Genomic DNA, 20,457 nt, shown 5'->3' with positions numbered 1-20,457 from the left:
ATGCGCTCCGCGCCGGCGTAACATCGCCGATTTTGTCACCGATTTTTCGATGCCAGCCCGCCGGGCTGAGCGGTCCACGCCATGAGCGACTCCCGTTCCCAAGATCCCCAAGACCCGCAGGACGAAGGCCAGCAGGAAACCTTCATCTCTCACCTGGTGGAGCTGCGCTCGCGCATCGTCAAGGCTGCCTCCGGCGTGATCCTGGTCTTCGTCTGCCTGGTCTACTGGGCACCGAATATCTTCAACCTGTTCGCCCGGCCTCTCATGGAGTCGCTGCCCAAGGGCGGCAGGATGATCGTCACCGACGTGACCGGCTCGTTCTTCGTGCCGATGAAGGTCACGCTGCTGGTGGCCTTCCTGGTCGCGTTGCCATGGGTGCTGTACCAGATCTGGCAGTTTGTCGCGCCCGGCCTGTACCAGCATGAGAAGCGGCTGATTGTCCCGCTGGTCAGCAGCAGCTACTTGTTGTTTATCTGCGGCGTGGCCTTCGCCTACTTCCTGGTGTTCCCCACGGTGTTCCATTTCATGGCGCACTACAACGCCCCGCTGGGGGCCGAGATGTCGACGGACATCGATAAATACCTCAGCTTCGCCATGACCATGTTCCTGGCGTTCGGCATTACCTTCGAGGTGCCCGTGGTGGTGATCGTGCTGGTGCGCTTTGGCGTGGTCGAGCTGGAAAAGCTCAAGCAGATCCGCCCCTATGTGATCGTCGGCGCCTTCGTGATCGCCGCCGTGGTGACACCGCCCGATGTGCTGTCCCAACTGCTGCTGGCCGTGCCGCTGGTAGCACTTTACGAGCTGGGACTGATCATGGCCCGCTTCACCTCGCGACCCGTCGCGGCAGACCCGGCAGCCAGCGAAGCGCAGGCGGACTGAGAACGCGTACCGCTTCGGAAGCAAAGCTTGGGGGCGCAACTTTTGCACCAAAACGGTGAAAATGCGCTTCCAGGCTGTTGCGACATCACAACAAAATCCCCCGCAATCCACGGTTTACGACGAAAAAGCCTTCTGGCGGCCGGGGGGGCTGACCCATAATACGCAGCAGACGTGAGGTAAATGCGTCGCCCAAGCACTTGGGCAAGCCAAGATTTCCCAATCAGTTGACAAGGAAAGTGTCGATATGAAGATGAAACTGTTTGCAGCCGCTGTCGCTGCCCTGGCCGCTGGTGGTGCGTATGCCCAATCGAGCGTGACCCTGTACGGCGTTGTTGACGCTGGTATTGAATACACCAACAAGAACGCAACTACCAACGGCAACCACAACCTGTTTGCCTTGCAGTCGGGCAACCAGTCCGGTTCGCGTTGGGGCCTGCGTGGCGTGGAAGACCTGGGCGGCGGCCTGAAGGGCATTTTCGTCCTGGAAAGCGGCTTCAACGTTGACAACGGTACTTCGGCTCAAGGCAATCGTCTGTTCGGCCGTAACGCCTACGTCGGCCTGCAGAGCCAGTACGGCACGTTGACCCTGGGCCGCCAGCAGACCACGTTCTATGATTTCGGCCTGATCTATGATCCGATGGCCATTTCGACCCGTTACAGCATTACCGCGACGGCTCCGGAATTCGCTGCCCGCGCCGACAATACCGTCAAGTACACCGGCACTTTCGGTGGCCTGACCACTTCGGCCTTCTACAGCTTCAACAACAACAACCAAGAGGTTGCGGGTAACTTCACCAACGGCCGCGAGTACGGCTTCCTGGCGAGCTACGCTGCAGGCCCGTTCTCGGTTGGTGCTGCTTATGACCAATCGAACGTCTCGACGGCAACTCTCAACAACGGCAATCAGCTGATCCGTCGCGCGACCATCGCTGGCACCTACGCATTCGGTCCGGCCAAGGTCTACGCTGGCTACCGCTACGCTCACGCTTACAACAACGTGGCCCTGCCGGGTGCTTCCGGCGTGCTGAACACCGCCTCGAACCTGGGTTGGGTTGGTCTGGGCTATCAGCTGACCCCGGCTTTCTCGCTGTCGGGCTCCGCTTACTACCAGAACCTGCGTAACGCCAAGGCTAACCCGTGGCAGTTCGTGACGACCGCCGACTACGCGCTGTCGAAGCGTACCGACTTGTACGCCTCGGCTACGTACATCCTCAACAAGGGTGGCAATTCGGCTCTGAGCGTGAATGGCTTCAACGACCAAATTACGTCTGGTCCGACCGTCCAAACTGGTGGCAACCAGTTCGGCGGCATCGTTGGTGTTCGCCACAAGTTCTAATTTAGCGCGGGCGTAAGCTCGCTCTAGATTGGCTTGAACTCAAAACGCCGGCATCCGCAAGGATGCCGGCGTTTTGTTTTTGGCGCCCGGGGCACGGCTGTCTGCTGTCGCCTTTGTCCGGCTTCGCGACGGGGCAGGGCGCATTCCCGTATCGTGCAAGCTGACTACCCATGGGCCAGCGCCGGCGGACAGCGTGGCGGCCTGGATGGCATGCCGGCCAGGCGGGAGGGGCCGGCCGTGGCGCTCAATCGCTCTTGCGCAGCCGGCTGCTTCCCGGGCCCGCGCGTCGCTCCCGGCTTCGATGCACAGCTTTTGCGCGATTTCGTTCACGTAGCCGCCGGGACTGCCGTGAGCGCAGCACCGGGTACGCTTTCGCGGCTTCAATGCGCCGAAGCCGGCATCGGCAAGCGCAGCCAGCACTGCCACCCCGGAAACAAAAAACCCCGCCACGAAAGGCGGGGTCAGGCAAGGCTCAGGCCGGGCGGGCGCGGCTGCGCGGCGGCTTATTCCTCCTCATCGAGCGGCATCGCGCGGCGCGGCGGCGGGGGGCGCTTGCCGATCATGACTGCCAGCTCGATCGGCTTGCCACGGCGCACCACCTTCATCTTGATTTCCGCGCCCGGCTTGAGCTGGGCGATGGCATTGAGCAGAGCGGTAGTGTCGGTGATGGTCTGGCCATCGACGGAGACCAGCACATCGCCCGGCTTCACGCCGGCCTTGTCGGCCGGGCCACCCTGGACCACGGCGGCGATCAGGGCCCCTTCCTTGGCTTCGAGCCCGAACGACTCGGCGATCTCCGGCGTCATGTCCTGCGGTTCCACGCCGATCCAGCCCCGCGTCACCGTGCCGGTGGAGATGATCGATTCCATCACCTGCTTCGCGGTCGACACCGGAATGGCGAAGCCGATGCCCAGCGAGCCGCCCGAGCGCGAATAGATGGCGGTATTGACGCCCAGCAGGTTGCCTTGCGCATCGACCAGCGCACCGCCCGAATTGCCCGGGTTGATGGCAGCATCGGTCTGGATGAAGTTCTCGAAGGTGTTGATGCCCAGGTGGCTGCGGCCCAGCGCCGACACGATGCCCATGGTCACGGTCTGGCCGACGCCGAACGGGTTGCCGATGGCCAGCACCACGTCGCCAACCTTGACGTTCTCGATCCGGCCCAGCGTGATCGCGGGCAGGTCCTTCAGCGTGATCTTCAGGACGGCCAGGTCGGTTTCCGGATCCGAGCCAACCACCTTGGCATTCGCCTTGCGGCCGTCGGTGAGGGCCACCTCGATCTCATCGGCGCCGTCCACCACATGGTGGTTGGTTAGAATGTAGCCTTCCGCGCTGACGATCACGCCCGAGCCGAGGCTGGATACCGGTTCCTGCCGTTCCGGGAGGCGGTCGCCGAAGAAGAACCGGAACCATGGATCTTCCGCCTGCGGGTTGTTGGGTGTGCGCTTGCTGCCATTCTTGCTGGTGAAGATGTTCACCACCGCCGGCATCGCCTGCTGCGCCGCGTCGCTATAGGAGCCCTGCGCCGAGGAACCCGCAATGTTGGGCACCACCTCCTTCAGCGCGACGATCGGCGACCCGGATTGCACGGCCACCCGGCCGCGTTGCAGCCATTCCGGTTTTAGCGTGGCCACGACGAACCACACGGCCAGCACGACGGTGACAGCCTGAGCAAAGAACAGCCAGAATCGGCGCAACATATTGGAGTTTGGGCAGAAAATGAAAACAAAAGATCTTGAATTGTACTTGAACGACCTGCTTCAGGTCCCTCGATACAAAGACTATTGCCCGAACGGATGGCAAGTGCAAGGCCGCCTTGAAGTGGAAAATATCGTCACCGGCGTGACCGCGAGCCTGGCATTGGTCGAAGCCGCCATCGAGGCGGGTGCCGATGCCATTTTGGTTCATCACGGTTATTTCTGGAAAAACGAAGACGCCCGCGTAATCGGCCAAAAACACGCCCGCCTGAAACGCCTGCTCGGGGCCGATGTGAACCTGCTGGCTTATCACCTGCCGCTCGATAATCATCCGGAATTCGGCAATAACGCCCAGCTCGGCTTGCAATTAGGATTTACACCCACCGGTCGATTTGGCGACGACCAGCTCGGCTGGACCGGCACCCTGCCGCAACCCATGCCGCTCGCCGCGCTGGCCGCCCACGTGGGCGGCGTGCTCGAGCGTGAACCGCTCGCCATCGGCGATCCCGAGCAAATGATTCGCACGGTGGGCTGGTGCACCGGCGGTGCCCAGGGCTATTTCGACGGTGCCGTGGCAGCCGGCGTGGATGCCTACCTGAGCGGCGAGATCTCCGAGCAGACCACCCATCTCGCGCGCGAGAGCGGCGTGGCCTACCTGGCGGCCGGGCATCATGCCACCGAACGCTACGGCATCCGCTCGCTCGGCGAGCACCTGGCGCAGCAGTTCGGCCTGCGCCATACCTTCATCGATATTCCGAACCCGGTCTGACAGCGGCGGGGCGCGGCATGCGCCCGCCACCCGGGCCTTGCGCGCTCAGGCCTGGCGCGCCTTCAGGCTGTCGCGGATCTCGCGCAGCAGCACCACGTCTTCCGGCGTGGCCGCAGGCGCTTCCACCTTCGGCTCTTCGGCGCGCAGCTTGTTGATGGCGCGCACCATCATGAAGATGATGAAGGCCAGGATCAGGAAATTGACCAGGATGGTCAGGAAGTTGCCGTAGGCAAAGACCGGCACGCCGGCCTTTTTCAGGGCATCGAGCGTGTGCGGCACGCCCGCGGGCGGATCCGATAGCGCGACGAACATATTGGAGAAGTCGAGCTTGCCGATGATGCGGCCGACCACCGGCATGATCAGGTCGTTCACCACCGAATCGACAATCTTGCCGAACGCCGCGCCGATAATCACGCCCACGGCCAGGTCGATCACATTGCCGCGCATTGCGAAGGTCTTGAACTCCGAGATCATCCCCATGCTTTTCTCCCTCTGTTGCTTGGTTTGAACGGTCGTCAGGACAAAAGCCTGCCGCATCACTGCCCGTAACGCAAGCCTGCAGGCCACATAGCTGATTTCTGTCCGATTATCGCGCGAACGTGAGTAACTCTGCGCCTTTCAATGCCTCATGTGCCTAAGGTACAATTTACGGTTGACGCAAAATCTAATTTGACATCCCCTGGGGTTTGGAATGAGTGACCAGCAAAACGTGAAGAACGTGGATAAGGGTCGCCGCAATTGGTTGATTGCGACGTCAGTCGCTGGCGGCATCGGAGGCGTGGCGGTCGCAGTGCCGTTCGTCAGCACGTTCGCGCCGTCAGAGAAAGCCAAGGCAGCCGGAGCACCAGTCGAGGCTGATATCAGCGCCTTGAAGCCGGGCGAAATGATGACCGTGGAATGGCGTGGCAAGCCTGTCTGGATTCTGAAGCGCACCGAGGAAATGCTCGCGTCGCTCAAGAAGACCGATGCCGAAGTCGCCGACCCCAACTCGGACGTGCCCTTCACCATGAAGACGCCCGAGTACTGCAAGAACGAAACCCGCTCGCGCGCCGACCACAAGGACCTCCTGGTCGTGGTGGGCATCTGCTCCCACCTGGGCTGCTCGCCCTCCGGCCCCTTCGGCGCCGGCTCCAATCCCCAGCTCGGTTCCGACCCCGGATTCCTATGCCCCTGCCACGGTTCGACCTTCGACCTGGCTGGCCGCGTGTTCAAGAACAAGCCGGCCCCGCAAAACCTTGACGTACCCCCCTACCAGTTCCTGTCCGACACGAAGATCGTGATCGGCAAGGATGAAAAAGGAGACGCTTGACCATGGCGGCCGAAAAACAAGTCAAGACGACTGGCCTGCTGGGCTGGATCGACGCACGCTTCCCCGCTACGCAGCTCTGGGAAGACCATCTCTCCAAGTACTACGCACCGAAGAACTTCAACTTCTGGTACTTCTTCGGCTCGCTGGCGCTGCTTGTCCTGGTCATCCAGATCGTCACCGGCATCTTCCTGGTGATGAACTACAAGCCCGACGGCACGCTCAACGCCGCCGGCATTCCCGTGGCCTACGCCAGCGTGGAATACATCATGCGTGAAGTGCCCTGGGGCTGGCTGGTGCGCTACATGCACTCCACCGGCGCCTCGGCCTTCTTCGTGGTCGTGTACCTGCACATGTTCCGCGGCCTGCTCTACGGCTCCTACCGCAAGCCGCGCGAACTGGTCTGGATCTTCGGCTGCCTGATCTTCCTGTGCCTGATGGCCGAAGCCTTCATGGGCTACCTGCTGCCGTGGGGCCAGATGTCGTACTGGGGCGCCCAGGTGATCGTGAACCTGTTCTCGGCGATTCCCGTGATCGGCCAGGACCTGTCGCTGTTCATCCGTGGCGACTACGTCGTCAGCGACGCCACCCTGAACCGCTTCTTCTCCTTCCACGTCATCGCCGTGCCGCTGGTGCTGCTGGGCCTGGTGGTCGCGCACATCATCGCGTTGCACGAAGTGGGCTCGAACAACCCGGACGGCGTCGAGATCAAGGCCAAGAAGGACGAGAACGGCATCCCGCTGGACGGCATCCCGTTCCACCCGTACTACTCGGTGCATGACCTGCTGGGCGTGGGCGGCTTCCTGATGATCTTCTCCGCGGTGATCTTCTTCTTCCCGGAGGTCGGCGGCTACTTCCTGGAGTCGAACAACTTCTTCCCGGCCGATCCGCTCAAGACCCCGCCGCATATCGCGCCGGTCTGGTACTTCACGCCGTTCTATTCGATGCTGCGTGCCACCACCTCGAACTTCCTGCCGATCCTGTGGGTGTTCTTCGCGGTGCTGCTGGGCATGGTGTTCCTGCGCAGCAAGGATGCCCGCATCAAGGTTGGCGCGCTCGCCATCGCCGTGATCCTGGCCGTGGGCTTCTACTTCATCGACGCCAAGTTCTGGGGCGTGCTGGTGATGGGCGGCTCGGTGGTGATCCTGTTCTTCCTGCCGTGGCTGGACCACTCGCCGGTGAAGTCGATCCGCTATCGCCCGGCTTTCCACAAGACCATCCTGAGCGTGTTCGTGGTGGTGTTCATCGTGCTCGGCTACCTGGGTGTCATGCCCCCGTCGCCGGTGGGTGAAAAGGTGTCGCAGCTTGGCACCCTGCTGTACTTCGCCTTCTTCCTGACCATGCCGCTGTGGAGCCGCGTCGGCCAGTTCAAGCCCGTGCCGGAACGCGTGACGTTCCACCCGCACTGAGACCGGACGAACCCCGACAAAAGCACAAGGACACACGATGAAAAAGCTGCTTTCGATTCTCGCGCTGGCCGGCGCCTGCTTTGCCGCCGCGCCCGCCATGGCCAGCGAAGGGGGCTACCCCCTCGAGCCGGCACCCGTGCAGACCAGCGATCTCTCCTCGCTGCAGCGCGGCGCCAAGCTGTTCGTGAACTACTGCCTGAACTGCCACGGCGCGTCCATGATGCGTTACAACCGCCTCAAGGACATCGGCCTGACCGACGACCAGATCCGCCAGAACCTGCTGTTCAGTGGTGACAAGGTCGGCGACATGATGACCATCGCCATGCAGCCGAAGGAAGCCAAGACCTTCTTCGGCGCGGCCCCGCCGGACCTGTCGGTGATCGCCCGCGCCCGCGGCGACGACTGGCTCTACACCTACCTGCGCACCTTCTACCGCGACGACAACCGCGCCACGGGCTGGAACAACCTGGTGTTCCCGAGCGTCGGCATGCCGCACGTACTGTGGGAGCTGCAGGGCCAGCGCGCCGCCAAGTTCGCCGAAGTCGAAGAGCACGGCGAGAAGGTCCACAAGTTCGCCGGCTTCGAGCAGGTCACCCCGGGCAAGCTGAGCACGATCGAGTACGACCAGGCCGTGACCGATCTCGTCGGCTTCCTCGACTGGATGGCCGAGCCCGCCCAGAACCAGCGCAAGCGCCTCGGCGTGTGGGTGCTGATGTTCCTCGGCGTGTTCACCGTCTTTGCCTGGCGCCTGAACGCCTCGTACTGGAAGGACATCAAGTAATCGGCAGTAAAGCCCGAGGGGCGCAAGCCCCGAAGGGGCAGGGGGCTGGCGCGGGCGTCGCGAAACCGACGTTCGCCCCAGCCCTTTTCGCTTGAATGGATCGCTTGCCGATAATGGCAAAAGTGCCATACAAAGCGCATTTACCCGCCAAAATCACGCACAAAAGTGATTTAATATCATCTAATTTGCTTTCTGCATAGCGGTTCTGCCAGAATACCGATCCAGCCAATCGACCCCGCTTCAAAGGAATCCAACCATGATGGTGTTGTATTCGGGCACCACCTGCCCGTTCTCCCAACGTTGCCGCCTCGTCCTGTTCGAAAAGGGCATGGATTTCGAGATCCGTGACGTCGACCTGTTCAACAAGCCGGAAGACATTTCGGTGATGAACCCCTACGGTCAGGTGCCCATCCTGGTCGAGCGCGACCTCATCCTGTACGAGTCGAACATCATCAACGAGTACATCGACGAGCGCTTCCCGCACCCGCAGCTGATGCCGGCCGACCCGGTGCAGCGCGCCCGCGCCCGCCTGTTCCTGTTCAACTTCGAAAAGGAACTCTTCACGCACGTCTACGCCCTCGAAAACGAAAAGGGCAAGGCCGCCGAGAAGAACCACGAGCGTGCCCGCGCCTCCATCCGCGACCGCCTGACCCAGCTCGCGCCGATCTTCGTCAAGAACAAGTACATGCTCGGCGAAGAGTTCTCCATGCTCGACGTCGCCATCGCCCCGCTGCTGTGGCGCCTGGATCATTACGGCATCGAGCTGTCGAAGAACGCCGCGCCGCTGCTGAAGTACGCCGAACGCATTTTCAGCCGCCCGGCCTACATCGAAGCGCTCACCCCGTCGGAAAAGGTGATGCGCCGCTAAACCGGCCCCCCGGCCCGAGGCGCACCGCTTCGGGCCGCCCGGAACGCGCCCCGCGCCACTGGAAGCCCAATGCCTGAAACCTCCACCAAGCCCTACCTGATCCGCGCCATCTACGAGTGGTGCACGGACAACGGCTTCACGCCATACATCGCCGTCTTCGTCGACGCCAACACCAGCGTGCCGCGCGAGTTCGTCAAGAACAACGAAATCGTGCTCAACGTCAGCTTCGACGCCACCAGCGGCCTGGACATGGGCAACGAATGGATCGGCTTCAGCGCGCGCTTCGGCGGCGTCTCCCGCAAGATCGACGTACCCATTGAAAACGTGCTCGCCATCTACGCCCGCGAGAACGGCCAGGGCATGGCCTTCCCGGTGGAGCGCAGCGTGCCCGACACCCAGGCCGCCACGGAACGCGAGAACAACCCGCCACCCAAGCTGTCAACGGTGGAAAGCGAATCCCCGGTCACGGCTGACACTACCGAAGGCCACAACGGCGACGACGAACCCACGCCGCCGCCGGTCTCGCGCATCGGCGCCAAGAAGCCTTCGCTGAAGGTGGTGAAGTAAGTACGGCGCAGGCTGCATCAAGGCATCGTCATTTCGCGCCGCATGCAGTAGAATCGCTGTCTGCACCAAACATGCCGGCTTAGCTCATCAGGTAGAGCAGTTGATTTGTAATCATCAGGTGGCGGGTTCGAGTCCTGCAGCCGGCACCAGTAGAATCAAAGGGTTACAGCGTTTTCGCTTGTGACCCTTTTTCATTTTCGATTCAGTGTAACCACTGTGTAACCATCTTTGATCAACGCCGGTCCGCATCAATTTGGCCGTCGTCGCCAAGGACTGGGGCATGGAAAAAGGTTGCGGTGTCCTCACCGTCCGGTGCGCCATGCCGTTCTATGTCTTTAAACGACAAGGGTTGCTCGGCGATCCTACTAAACGGGGCGCCAGCACATCGTTGTCAATCGCGTTGAACGGGATGAGCAAGGGATAGATGATGGCGAGGCTTGAAGAAATCCGAAATGGAGCGTCGGTGTGCGGGATCGCTTCGACGCAGGCCGTCCAGATTTTGTCGGTCGAGTGGATCGGGGACCAGGCGATCAACGTCGTCTATCGCGATCTCGTCGGAACCGTGGCCGAGGCTGTTCTCTACCGGGACGACGAGTATCGCCTTCAGGTCGAGGTCAACGGCCGGCCGTGGTCATTCGACGGCGACGGCGCGCTGCTGCGCTTGGTGACCGAGGCGAACCGGATCAAGCTCGCGCACCATTTCGATCCCTATCTGGCGATCCACACAAGCCTCGTCGATCCGCTGCCACACCAGATTTCGGCGGTATATGGCGAGATGCTTTCGCGCCAGCCGCTGCGCTTCCTGCTGGCCGACGATCCCGGTGCGGGCAAGACTATCATGGCTGGCCTGCTTATCAAGGAGCTGATCGCGCGAAGCGATCTGGAACGCTGTCTCGTGGTTGCGCCCGGCAGCCTCGTTGAGCAGTGGCAGGACGAACTGGGGCAGAAGTTCAATCTAGAATTCGATATTTTGACCCGCGACATGATTGAGACGTCGCGCTCGGGCAATCCGTTCGAGGACCGGAACCGGCTTATCGTCCGGCTGGACGTCCTGGCGCGCAACGAGGAGCTACAGAACAAGCTGCTCAGCGGGCGCGAATGGGATCTGATCATCTGCGACGAAGCTCACCGAATGTCGGCGACCTATTTCGGCGGCGAAGTCAAATACACCAAACGCTATCAGGTTGGTCAGAAGCTCGGGCAAGTCTGCCGCCATCTATTGCTGATGTCGGCAACTCCGCACAACGGAAAGGAAGAGGATTTCCAGCTCTTCATGGCGTTGCTCGATAGCGACCGGTTCGAAGGCCGATTCCGCGATGGTGTCCACTATGCGGATACGGCGGACATGATGCGGCGGTTGACCAAGGAAGAGCTGCTACGCTTCGACGGTCGGCCGCTGTTTCCGGAGCGTTGCGCCTACACGGTCAAATACCAGCTCTCTGAACAGGAGGCGGCGCTTTACGGCGCCGTGACCGACTATGTGCGAATGGAGATGAACCGCGTTCAGCGCTTCGCTGAAGGCAATGGCAAGAAGCGCAACAATGTCGGATTTGCGCTCCAGATCCTCCAGCGCCGGCTCGCATCGTCGCCTGCTGCCATTTATCAGTCACTCAAGCGGCGTCGGGAGCGGCTTGAAAGTGAGCTTGGCGAGGCACGTTTGGCTGCCAGGGGCCGCAAGGCCGGCTTCACCGCGCTGGAGGTCAATGCCGACATTCTGAAGAACCTCGAGGAATATGGTCAGGAGGAGATCGACGACCTCGAAGACCTGATCGCCACGGGGGCGACGACGGCCGAAACTGTCGAACAGCTCGCCCTGGAAGTCGAGACCCTCAAGAGCCTGGAGCATATGTCGCTCGGCGTTCTGCGCTCTGGCCTTGACGCCAAGTGGTCGCAGCTCAATCGGATCCTAGATGATGACCTCATGGTCGACGCCGATGGCAATCGCCGTAAGCTGATCGTTTTCACCGAACCGAAGGACACGCTCCACTACCTGGTCGACAAGGTACGTGCACGTCTGGGCAGCCCGGACGCGGTCGATGTGATCCATGGCGGCGTCTCACGCGACGAGCGCCGCAAGGTCATCGAGCGTTTCATGCAGGACCGCGACATGCTGGTCCTGATCGCCAACGATGCTGCAGGTGAGGGTGTGAACCTCCAACGTGGTCATCTGATGGTCAACTATGACTTGCCTTGGAATCCCAACAAGATCGAGCAGCGCTTCGGCCGAATCCACCGCATCGGCCAGACTGAGGTCTGTCATTTGTGGAATCTCGTCGCTGCCGACACCCGCGAGGGCGAGGTCTATGCTCGCCTGCTCGAGAAGCTGGAGGCGGCTCGTGAAGCTCTCGGCGGGCGCGTCTACGACGTGCTGGGCGAACTGTTCGAAGGCACGGCCCTGAAGGATCTGCTGTTCCAGGCGATCCAGTACGGCGAGCAGGAAGAAGTCAAGGCACGGTTGTTCCGCCAGGTTGACGGCGCTGTAGATCAGGATCATCTGCTGGAACTGTTGCAGCGCCGCGCTCTGACCAATGACACCATGCCCGAGGCGAAGGTCCAGGAGCTTCGTCTCGAGATGGAGCGCGCCGAAGCGCAGCGTCTGCAGCCGCACCATGTTCAGAGCTTCTTTGTTGAGGCGTTCCAGCATCTCGGCGGCCAGATGAAGCGGCGCGAGGAGGGGCGTTGGGAAATCACCCACGTACCGGTCCGCATCCGCGAACGCGATCGCCAGATCGGCACGGGCGCGCCGATCCAGAAGAAGTATGAGCGGATCTGCTTTGAAAAGGGTCAGATCAATCAGCAGCCGGTCGCAACCTTCGTCTATCCCGGCCATCCGTTGCTGGATGCGGTCATCAGTATCGTGCGCGAGCAGTACGAGCAGATCATGCGGCAGGGCGCAATACTGGTTGATGAACTGGACTCGAGCAGCGCCCTGTCAGCGGTCTTCCTCCTCGAACACCGTGTCCAGGACGGCCGGGTGACCAGTTCCGGTAAGCCGCATGTCGTTTCCCAGAAACTTCAGTTCGCGGCAGTCGATAAGGCAGGGCGCACCATCAACGCAGGGATCGCGCCGCACCTTAACCTGCGCCCGGCGACGCCGGACGAGATTGCCCTCGTCCAGGATCTGCTCGATGAGGACTGGCTGACGACCGAGTTGGAGAAGATGGCGGTCCGCTTCGCGACGGTGGAACTGGCGCAGGCCCATGTCGCCGAGGTGAAGGCCCGGCGCCTGCCCGAGATCGAGAAGGTGGAGCAGGAGGTCCGCGCGCGCCTCAAGAAGGAGATCAACTACTGGGATTCTCGGGCCTTCGAACTGAAGGAGGAGGAGAAGGCCGGCAAGAAGACTCGGGTAAGTTGGCAAAACGCCCAGCGGCGCGCAGAGGATCTAGCGGAACGCCAGAAACGGCGCATTGAGCAGCTTGAGCAAGAAAAGTTCATTTCGTCCCAGCCACCAAGAGTGCGCGGCGGGATGGTCGTCCTTCCGCGCGCCTTGCTGGACGCGCGAGCTCAGGTGGCAGGCCTCGCGGGCGCGCCGTCGCAAGCCTTTGCCGCTGACGCTGCAGCGCGGCGGGTCATCGAGCTGGCCGCAATGGACGCCGTTCTGGCGGCCGAACGGGCGCTCGGCTATGTGCCGAGTGACGTCTCGGCGCAAAAGATCGGCTACGACATCGCCTCCTATGATCCTAAGAGGAAGCAACTACGCTTCATCGAGGTGAAGGGGCGAATTCACGGCGCAGACACCGTAATGATCACGCGGCAGGAGGTCATCACCTCGCTGCATGAGCCCGACAAATACATTCTCGCCATTGTTCAGGTCGAAAACGGAGCGGCGCATACCCCTCGCTATGTGTGCGGGCCGTTGTCCGATCACGAGCCGCCGTTCGAGCACACGGCGATCCAGTTCAACCTCATGCGTCTGCTGGAGCGGTCGGAGATACCGCTTTGAAGATCACGACGAAGACCTTGATCGTCTCTTATCCGTGGATAGGATTTCTGCTCGATGAAAAGAAAACATGGGAGATGCGTCCTATAGCCCGGCCAATCACTCCGGATCGCGTACACACTGACAGCAGTCCCAGTGCTCTAATGGCATATTCCGATGCTGCGAAGGTCCAAGGGGCGGTGCCATTGGGATCGGCCGAGCCGACTCACGGTAATATTGCACACCTCCGCATCTACTTGGGGGATTTATTCGACCGTTCTCCTGACGGCGCGGTCGGTGGATCGAACCGCCACCAGAAGACTATGCGGGACATCCTCATCAACTGGGGCAGCGCCTCAACCGTCCAAACCGCTCCAGATGGAATAAAACGCTTCTTCGGAGCGCGCGGCTGGATAAAGAACTTCTTTGAAACGAACGACGCCGCCGCCGGCGATTCGCTCCTGGTGAAGAGCCCCGGGTCGTATCGCTACCGTACGCGCTTGAAGAAATGAACGGAACACGTTGATGACGACCTCCTATAAAAAGAAGCTCATAGAGATCGCAATCCCACTCGAGGCGATCAATGCGGCATCGGCCCGCGAGAAGTCGATCCGGCACGGCCATCCCTCGACGCTGCATCTCTGGTGGGCGCGCCGGCCACTGGCGGCCTGCCGCGCGGTACTTTTTGCACAGCTCGTGGACGACCCTTCCAGCCACCCAGACGAGTTCCCATCTGAAGAGGCGGTCGATGCGGAGCGGCAACGTCTGTTCGGGATCATCGAAGAGCTCGTGATCTGGGAGAACAGCACCAATGAGGAAGTGCTAGAGCGAGCTCGGCTTGAAATCAGAAAGAGCTGCGGCGGTGAGTTACCTCCCATATACGACCCGTTTTCTGGAGGGGGGTCAATCCCGCTCGAAGCACAACGACTAGGCCTGCCTGCATATGGATCAGACTTAAATCCGGTCGCCGTTATGATCGGCAAGGCTCTGATTGAGATTCCGAGGAAGTTCGCGGGCATGAAACCCGTTCATCCGGGAAGTAGTGGCAAGCTTCACTACGAGGATGCGCAGTGTTTGGCTGAAGACACACGATTTTACGGCGATTTGTTGAAGCAGCGGTCGTTTGAGCGTATCAAGCACCTCTATCCCAAAGTAGACCTTCCACCCGAATTGGGTGGCGGGAAGGCAACGGTTATTGCTTACCTCTGGTGTAGAACAGTCCCAAGCCCGAACCCGGCGTTCGGCGGCACCCCGATTCCACTTGTGCGGACCTTTGACTTGTTGCGCAAACCAAAGAGCTCGGCATGGATTGAGCCCGTTGTCGATCGCTCAACTGGAACCTACCAATTCGTAGTCAAGACTGGTGATGGCGAGGCTCCTTCTGGGACCATAAGCAGAAACGGTGCGATCTGCATCCTTTCAGGTGACGCCGTTCCGCTGAAGTATATTCGTGAACGCGCTCAAGCTGGTGAGATGAAGCAAAAGCTGATGGCGGTCGTTGTGGATACGTCATCTGGTCGAAGGTACATCTCACCAACGTCGGAAATCGAGGCTGTTGCGTTTCTAGAAAAGCCTAATTGGCGACCTGATGCGCGCATACCGGAAAAGCATCGGAATTTTCAGACTCCTCTCTACGGGATGCCGACATTCGGAGATATTTTCACCGACCGACAGGCCGTGGCGATAAATGAATTCATTAGTACGCTGAAGGAAATACGAACAGAAATAGCTGAAGACGCGAAGGCAGCTTTCCAAGGGAACATGGGCGAAGACTTACTGTCTGGAGGCACCGGGGCTCTCGCATATGCACAAGCATTAACTGTATATTTGGCATTCGCGATAAGCAAAGCAACAACCAGAAACTGCTCACTAGCTATCTGGGAGCCAGGAATGGGTCGCCTCGCGGGTGCGCTCGGCCGCCAGGCGCTTCCTATGCAATGGGCGTTTGCCGAAACCAATCCGTTCGCGGGCGCAGGGGGAGATATCTCCGGGACAGCCGTATCTGTGGCCGAAGTCTTGGACGCGCTTGTGCCTCGGGCCGAAGGAACGGAGTTCCAACGGAACGCATCTGAGCCGGTTGGCCTCGGGGTGCGCCCGGTGATATCCACGGACCCACCGTACTACGATAACATCGAATACGCGGAACTTTCCGACTTCTTCTATGTATGGCTTCGTAAAACGCTGTCCGATGAATTCTCTGAGTTGTTTCAGACTTTAGTGGTTCCCAAAGCCGAGGAGTTGGTCGCCAGCACCAACCGTTACGGTGGAAAGGAGAAGGCCGAAAAGCACTTCATGGACGGCATGTCGTTAGCAATTGCAAACATGGCAAAAGAGGGCCGTGACGATTTTCCGACAACTATTTTTTATGCTTTCAAGCAGTCCGAAGTGGACGAAGAGGGGATTTCATCCGCAGGATGGGCATCATTCTTGTCTGCGATCCTAAGTTCTGGATTCGCTGTCGTCGGCACTTGGCCTTTGCGGACCGAAGCAACGAACGCGCTGAAGAAAGGGATGAATGCGCTTGCATCTTCGGTGGTCTTGGTCTGCCGAAAAAGGCAGGTATCAGCCGAAACAATTAGTCGCGCAGAGTTCGTTCGAGCACTGAAGCGCGAGCTTCCTCCGGCAATTGCCGAACTACAGGCAGCCAATATTGCACCGGCAGACATGCCGCAGTCCGCGATCGGTCCGGGAATGGGGGTATTTTCGCGTTATAAAGCAGTGCTGGAGTCTGACGACAGTCCAATGAGCGTTAAGTCGGCTCTTCAGCTCATCAACAGGGAGCTCGACGAATATCTGGGTGGAATCCAAGGCGAGTTCGATGCTGACACTCGCTTTGCCATCACGTGGTTCGAACAGAACGGCGTGAAGGCTGGCGACTATGGCACCGCGAACTCGATCGCCCAAGCGCGAGGCATCTCAGTGGAAAGCGTGAAGCATGCCGGGATCGTGGAAAGCGCCGCCGGAAAGGTGCGCATTCTCGGACGGGAGGAACTCGACCCGACATGGGAACCAGCGAATGACGGTCATTTGACGGTCTGGGAGTGCTGTCAGCATCTGATCAGAGCGTTGGAAACGGACGGCGAATATAGGGCGGCTCTGTTGCTCAAGAAGATCGGTCCAGAGAGGGGCGACGCCGTGAAGGATCTTGCCTATTGCCTCTATGGCATTTGCGACAAGCGGTCAGATACCAAAGAAGCGACATCGTACAACGCATTGATTGCCGTCTGGGCGGAGCTGACCCGTCAAGCGGCAACGATTCGTGACACTGGCGGTGAACGCCAGACCGTCATGGATTTTTGAGGGAGACTAGTAGATGGCCAAAAGTACGCGCCAGAATGTGTTCGAAGGCATGGAGCTGATGCCGGACGCCTTGATTCCCTTCGTCGAAAAACGGCTGGAAAACTCGCTGAAGGGGCATTGGCAAACCGAGGTCGTTCAGCGGGTCCAGGGTTTGAAGCCTAACTCCAATGGCGAAGTTTCTTGGGATCAGCAGGGGCTGCTCAAGACAATGATGGCCTTCTGGAAGGAGGCCTTCGGTACGGTGCTGGGGCACCCGGAGCGGTCATACGTGTCTGAGCTTCTTGACGTTCGTAACAAGCTCTCCCACAACGAGAATTTTACCTATGACGACGCCGAGCGCGCGCTGGATTCCATGCGCCGGCTCATGGAGTCGATCAGCGCCGGCGAAACCGCCGATCAGCTTGGCAAGATGCGCGATACGATCCTGCGCACCAAATTTACCGAACTTCAGCGCAATGAAGAGCGCCGTAGAACACAGCGTCCGGAGATCTCGGTTGAGACTGTGGCCGGCCTGCTGCCGTGGCGCGAGGTGGTCGAGCCACACCAAGACGTGGCCACAGGGGAATTCCAGCAAGCGGAATTCGCAGCCGATCTGGGTAAGGTCCATGCGGGCAGCGCGCCCCCAGAGTACCGTGATCCGCAGCAGTTTTTCAGCCGAACCTATCTGACTGAGGGCCTCAGCACGCTTCTTGTCGGCGCGGCCAAGCGGTTGTCCGGCGGCGGCGGTGATCCCGTGGTCGAGCTGCAGACCAATTTCGGTGGCGGAAAAACACACTCGATGCTGGCGCTCTACCACATGGCGGGAGAGACACGGGTGCAAGATCTGTCTGGCCTCGATCAGTTGCTCGAAAAGCACAGTCTGAGCGTCCCGGCCAAGATCAATCGCGCCGTCCTCGTCGGTACTTCCCGCGGGCCGCAGGACGTACTTAGTGCCGGCGGCGATCGGAAGATTCGCACGACGTGGGGAGAACTTGCATGGCAACTCGGCGGCGAAGACGTGTTCGATATGATCGCCGAGAATGACGCCAAGGGCATCGCGCCAGGGTCCAATCTTTTGGAGGCGATCTTCAAGAGATGCTCGCCCTGCCTGATCCTGATCGACGAGTGGGTCGCCTATCTGCGGCAGATCTACAGGGTAGAGGGGTTGCCGTCGGGATCGTTCGACGCGAACCTCTCCTTTGTCCAGTCCCTTACCGAGGCAGTCAAAGCGAGCCCTGGCACACTGCTGGTCGCGTCCCTTCCGGCGTCACAGATCGAGGTTGGTGGCGACGGAGGCCAAGAGGCGCTCGCGCGTCTGAAGCAAACGTTCAGCCGTGTAGAGTCGTCTTGGCGGCCGGCGTCGCAGGAGGAAAGTTACGAGATCGTTCGCCGTCGGCTGTTCAAGGAAATCCCTGGCGACAAGTTTCATCATCGCGACAACACGCTGAAGCAATTCGCCAAACTGTATCGCGAGAATTCCAATGATTTCCCCCAGGGCTGCGCCGACGAGGACTATAGGAGGAAGCTGGAGAAGGCCTATCCGATCCACCCCGAACTCTTCGATCAGCTTTATACGAGCTGGGGATCGCTGGAGAAATTCCAACGGACCCGCGGCGTGCTACGGCTGATGGCGCAAGTCATCCACGAGCTCTGGATGAATGCGGATCCATCGGTGATGATCATGCCGGGCAGTGTGTCGGTAAGCTCTGCTCGCGTTGAGCCGGAGCTGTTGCACTATCTCGATGTCAGTTGGCAGTCGATCATTGCTGCCGACGTCGACGGGACGGCCGCGACCCCGTACAAGGTCGATCAGTCCGCACCGAACCTCAATCGGTACTCGGCGACGCGCCGCGTCGCCCGGGCCGTCTTCATGGGGACGGCGCCGACGCACCAGCAGCAGAACAAAGGCCTCGACGACAAACAGATCAATTTGGGCGTCGTCCAGCCTGGCGAGCGTCCTGCGATATTCGGCGACGCGCTGCGGCGGCTGACCAATCAAGCAAAGTTCATGCACGCTGACCTTGGTCGCTACTGGTATTCGATGTCGGCAAGCCTCAACCGTATCGCTGCCGACAGGGCCGCGCAACTCGAGAACGCGCTCGTCTTGATGACGATTGATAGCGAACTCAACAAATACATCAACGGCATTGCCGATCGCGGTCACTTCGACGCTGTCCAGGTGGCGCCGTCATCGTCGGCGGAGGTGCCCGACGAAAACGGCGGAGTGCGAGCGGTCGTCCTCGGTGTCGCCCACCCCCATACCGGCCGGGATGGTTCCGAGGCGCTGGCCGAGGCCAAGGATATTTTGACCCAGCGAGGAGGCACGCCGCGCGTCTATCGCAACATGCTGGTCTTCATCGCTGCTGAAGCCCGGCAACTCGACAACCTGAAGGACGCGGTGCGTTCGGCGTTGGCTTGGGGGGAGATCGTCCGCGACACGGATCGACTAAACCTCACCCAAAGCGACAGCGCGCTTGCGAAGGCTAAGCTAGTTGAGGCAAACGAGACGATGAAGACGCGGCTCAAGGAAGGTTGGTGCTATCTTCATTATCCGGTGCAGGAGAGCGCACAGGCCGAAGTCGAATGGATTTCAGGAAAGGTGCCGACGCAAGACGGCCTGCTGGCGCGGGCAAGCAAAAAGCTTGTCGGCGAGGAAGGATTGTTGCCCGAACTCGGGCCAACGCGCCTCGATCGCGATCTCCAAAAATATATCTGGAACGGGAAGCCACATCTCTCGCTCAAGGAACTCTGGGAATATTTGAATCGGTACACCTACCTGCCGCGCCTGAAAAACCAGCATGTGCTAATGAAGACAGTGCAGGCGGCCATTGGCGGGATGCTCCCAGGCCCGTTTGCCTATGCGGAACGGTGGGACGAGAAGACGAAGACCTACCTCGGCCTTGCAATAGAGGGGGCCGTCAACGCTGCGGTGGTGATCGATAGCGATAGCGTGATTATCAATCCCGCGGTCGCCGAAGCTCACCGACCGTCGCCATCGCTGCCCGCACCTGATACGCCATCTGTCGACCCGGGGGGTACCCCACCCGTAGGCGTCCCCTCCGGACGCACCACTGAAATCCCCTTGACGGAAAAAAAGCCGACGCGCTTTTCCGGTGCGGTGATGATTTCTGCGGAACGACCCGCCCGCGAAATCCATCAAATCGTCGAAGCAATTGTCGAGCAATTGACTACGCTTCCGGGAAGCACGGTGTCACTCAAGTTGGAGATCGATGCGGAAGTGCCTGCGGGCTTGGATCGTGCGAAGGTGCGGACTTTGATCGAGAATGCAAACACTCTTGGTTTCATCGACAAGAGCATCAAGTAGAAATTCAACTACTTCTTAGTTGGCATTCTGCATATTGAGAGATGCTGCGCATCTGTCTACTCCGTCTGGGGAGCTCGTTTTCTGGTGCGCCGCGTGGCGGAAGCGGCTTCGAGCTGCTTCACCAGCTTGCGCTCTTAGGCATCCCCGGCGTCGGTGGCACTCTGATCGCATACCAGACTCTTGAGCACGTCCACATTCACCGTCACGATTTTGGCCTTCGGAGGTGAGTTCCGGGAATAGGGGCTTGAACTGATCGACGTTCCCGGCCACAAGGTCTGCGGGCCGGGCCATCGCCCTAAGAACGGTCGTCATGTACCGGGTG

General features: G+C 60.3%; 15 protein-coding genes and 1 tRNA gene. 14 read left to right on the top strand and 2 right to left on the bottom strand.

From position 1 onward, the window contains the following. The first annotated feature begins 81 nt into the window (after window positions 1-81). Together tatC and AC1DKV_RS04170 are read left to right on the top strand one after the other, a co-directional pair. Window positions 82-879: a twin-arginine translocase subunit TatC gene (tatC, locus tag AC1DKV_RS04175; protein ID WP_441618056.1), complete on the top strand. Its 798-nt coding sequence runs from the start codon at window positions 82-84 to the stop codon at window positions 877-879. A gap of 244 nt (window positions 880-1,123) precedes the next feature. Beyond that, window positions 1,124-2,215, top strand: a complete 1,092-nt coding sequence (locus AC1DKV_RS04170; protein WP_441618058.1) for a porin — start codon at window positions 1,124-1,126, stop codon at window positions 2,213-2,215. A 503-nt stretch (window positions 2,216-2,718) separates the two neighbouring features. On the opposite strand, the gene AC1DKV_RS04165 is transcribed toward AC1DKV_RS04170, so the two are convergent. Next, on the bottom strand, window positions 2,719-3,915 hold the full coding sequence (locus AC1DKV_RS04165; RefSeq protein ID WP_441618060.1) for a Do family serine endopeptidase: 1,197 nt from the start codon (window positions 3,913-3,915) through the stop codon (window positions 2,719-2,721). 19 nt (window positions 3,916-3,934) lie between these two features. Between AC1DKV_RS04165 and AC1DKV_RS04160 the strand changes: the two genes are divergently transcribed. Further along, window positions 3,935-4,681 carry a Nif3-like dinuclear metal center hexameric protein gene (locus tag AC1DKV_RS04160; RefSeq protein WP_441618062.1) on the top strand — a complete coding sequence of 249 codons (747 nt, stop codon included), beginning with the start codon at window positions 3,935-3,937 and terminating at the stop codon, window positions 4,679-4,681. 45 nt (window positions 4,682-4,726) lie between these two features. Here AC1DKV_RS04160 and mscL read toward each other — a convergent pair whose 3' ends face one another. After that, a complete protein-coding gene (mscL, locus tag AC1DKV_RS04155; protein ID WP_441618064.1) occupies window positions 4,727-5,161 on the bottom strand; it encodes a large conductance mechanosensitive channel protein MscL in 435 nt (144 codons plus the stop codon). A gap of 211 nt (window positions 5,162-5,372) precedes the next feature. Here mscL and petA point away from each other — a divergent pair, with 211 nt between their 5' ends. The 11 genes from petA to AC1DKV_RS04100 all read left to right on the top strand — a co-directional run bounded on the left by petA (window position 5,373) and on the right by AC1DKV_RS04100 (window position 20,135). Continuing rightward, the gene (petA, locus tag AC1DKV_RS04150) at window positions 5,373-5,990 is read left to right on the top strand and encodes a ubiquinol-cytochrome c reductase iron-sulfur subunit (RefSeq protein WP_441618066.1); all 618 of its coding nucleotides are present in this window, start codon (window positions 5,373-5,375) and stop codon (window positions 5,988-5,990) included. A gap of 2 nt (window positions 5,991-5,992) precedes the next feature. Then, window positions 5,993-7,396 (top strand): cytochrome b, encoded by a 1,404-nt coding sequence (locus tag AC1DKV_RS04145; protein WP_441618068.1) that lies wholly within the window; start codon window positions 5,993-5,995, stop codon window positions 7,394-7,396. A 37-nt stretch (window positions 7,397-7,433) separates the two neighbouring features. Next, window positions 7,434-8,177, top strand: a complete 744-nt coding sequence (locus tag AC1DKV_RS04140) for a cytochrome c1 (protein ID WP_441618070.1) — start codon at window positions 7,434-7,436, stop codon at window positions 8,175-8,177. Between the two features lie 256 nt (window positions 8,178-8,433). Then, window positions 8,434-9,045 carry a glutathione S-transferase N-terminal domain-containing protein gene (locus AC1DKV_RS04135; protein WP_441618072.1) on the top strand — a complete coding sequence of 204 codons (612 nt, stop codon included), beginning with the start codon at window positions 8,434-8,436 and terminating at the stop codon, window positions 9,043-9,045. A 69-nt stretch (window positions 9,046-9,114) separates the two neighbouring features. Beyond that, on the top strand, window positions 9,115-9,612 hold the full coding sequence (locus AC1DKV_RS04130; protein ID WP_441618074.1) for a ClpXP protease specificity-enhancing factor: 498 nt from the start codon (window positions 9,115-9,117) through the stop codon (window positions 9,610-9,612). Between the two features lie 73 nt (window positions 9,613-9,685). Beyond that, a tRNA-Thr gene (locus tag AC1DKV_RS04125) sits at window positions 9,686-9,761 on the top strand. Between the two features lie 104 nt (window positions 9,762-9,865). Continuing rightward, complete coding sequence (locus tag AC1DKV_RS04120; protein ID WP_477137498.1) at window positions 9,866-10,036, top strand: BrxR family transcriptional regulator; 171 nt, start codon at window positions 9,866-9,868, stop codon at window positions 10,034-10,036. Further along, window positions 10,037-13,555, top strand: a complete 3,519-nt coding sequence (locus AC1DKV_RS04115; protein WP_477137497.1) for a protein NO VEIN domain-containing protein — start codon at window positions 10,037-10,039, stop codon at window positions 13,553-13,555. It abuts the gene before it with no gap. Further along, a complete protein-coding gene (locus tag AC1DKV_RS04110; RefSeq protein ID WP_477137496.1) occupies window positions 13,552-14,043 on the top strand; it encodes a hypothetical protein in 492 nt (163 codons plus the stop codon). The genes AC1DKV_RS04115 and AC1DKV_RS04110 overlap by 4 nt, the downstream gene beginning before the upstream one ends. Window positions 14,044-14,056: 13 nt before the next feature. After that, entirely contained in the window at window positions 14,057-16,831 is a 2,775-nt protein-coding gene (locus tag AC1DKV_RS04105; RefSeq protein WP_477137495.1) for a DUF1156 domain-containing protein, read from the top strand. Window positions 16,832-16,844: 13 nt separating this feature from the next. Next, window positions 16,845-20,135: a DUF499 domain-containing protein gene (locus tag AC1DKV_RS04100; RefSeq protein WP_477137494.1), complete on the top strand. Its 3,291-nt coding sequence runs from the start codon at window positions 16,845-16,847 to the stop codon at window positions 20,133-20,135. Window positions 20,136-20,457: the final 322 nt, after the last annotated feature.

This window comes from Cupriavidus sp. 05T41, from assembly GCF_056396525.1.
This window is presented reverse-complemented; position numbering and strand designations above follow the sequence as displayed.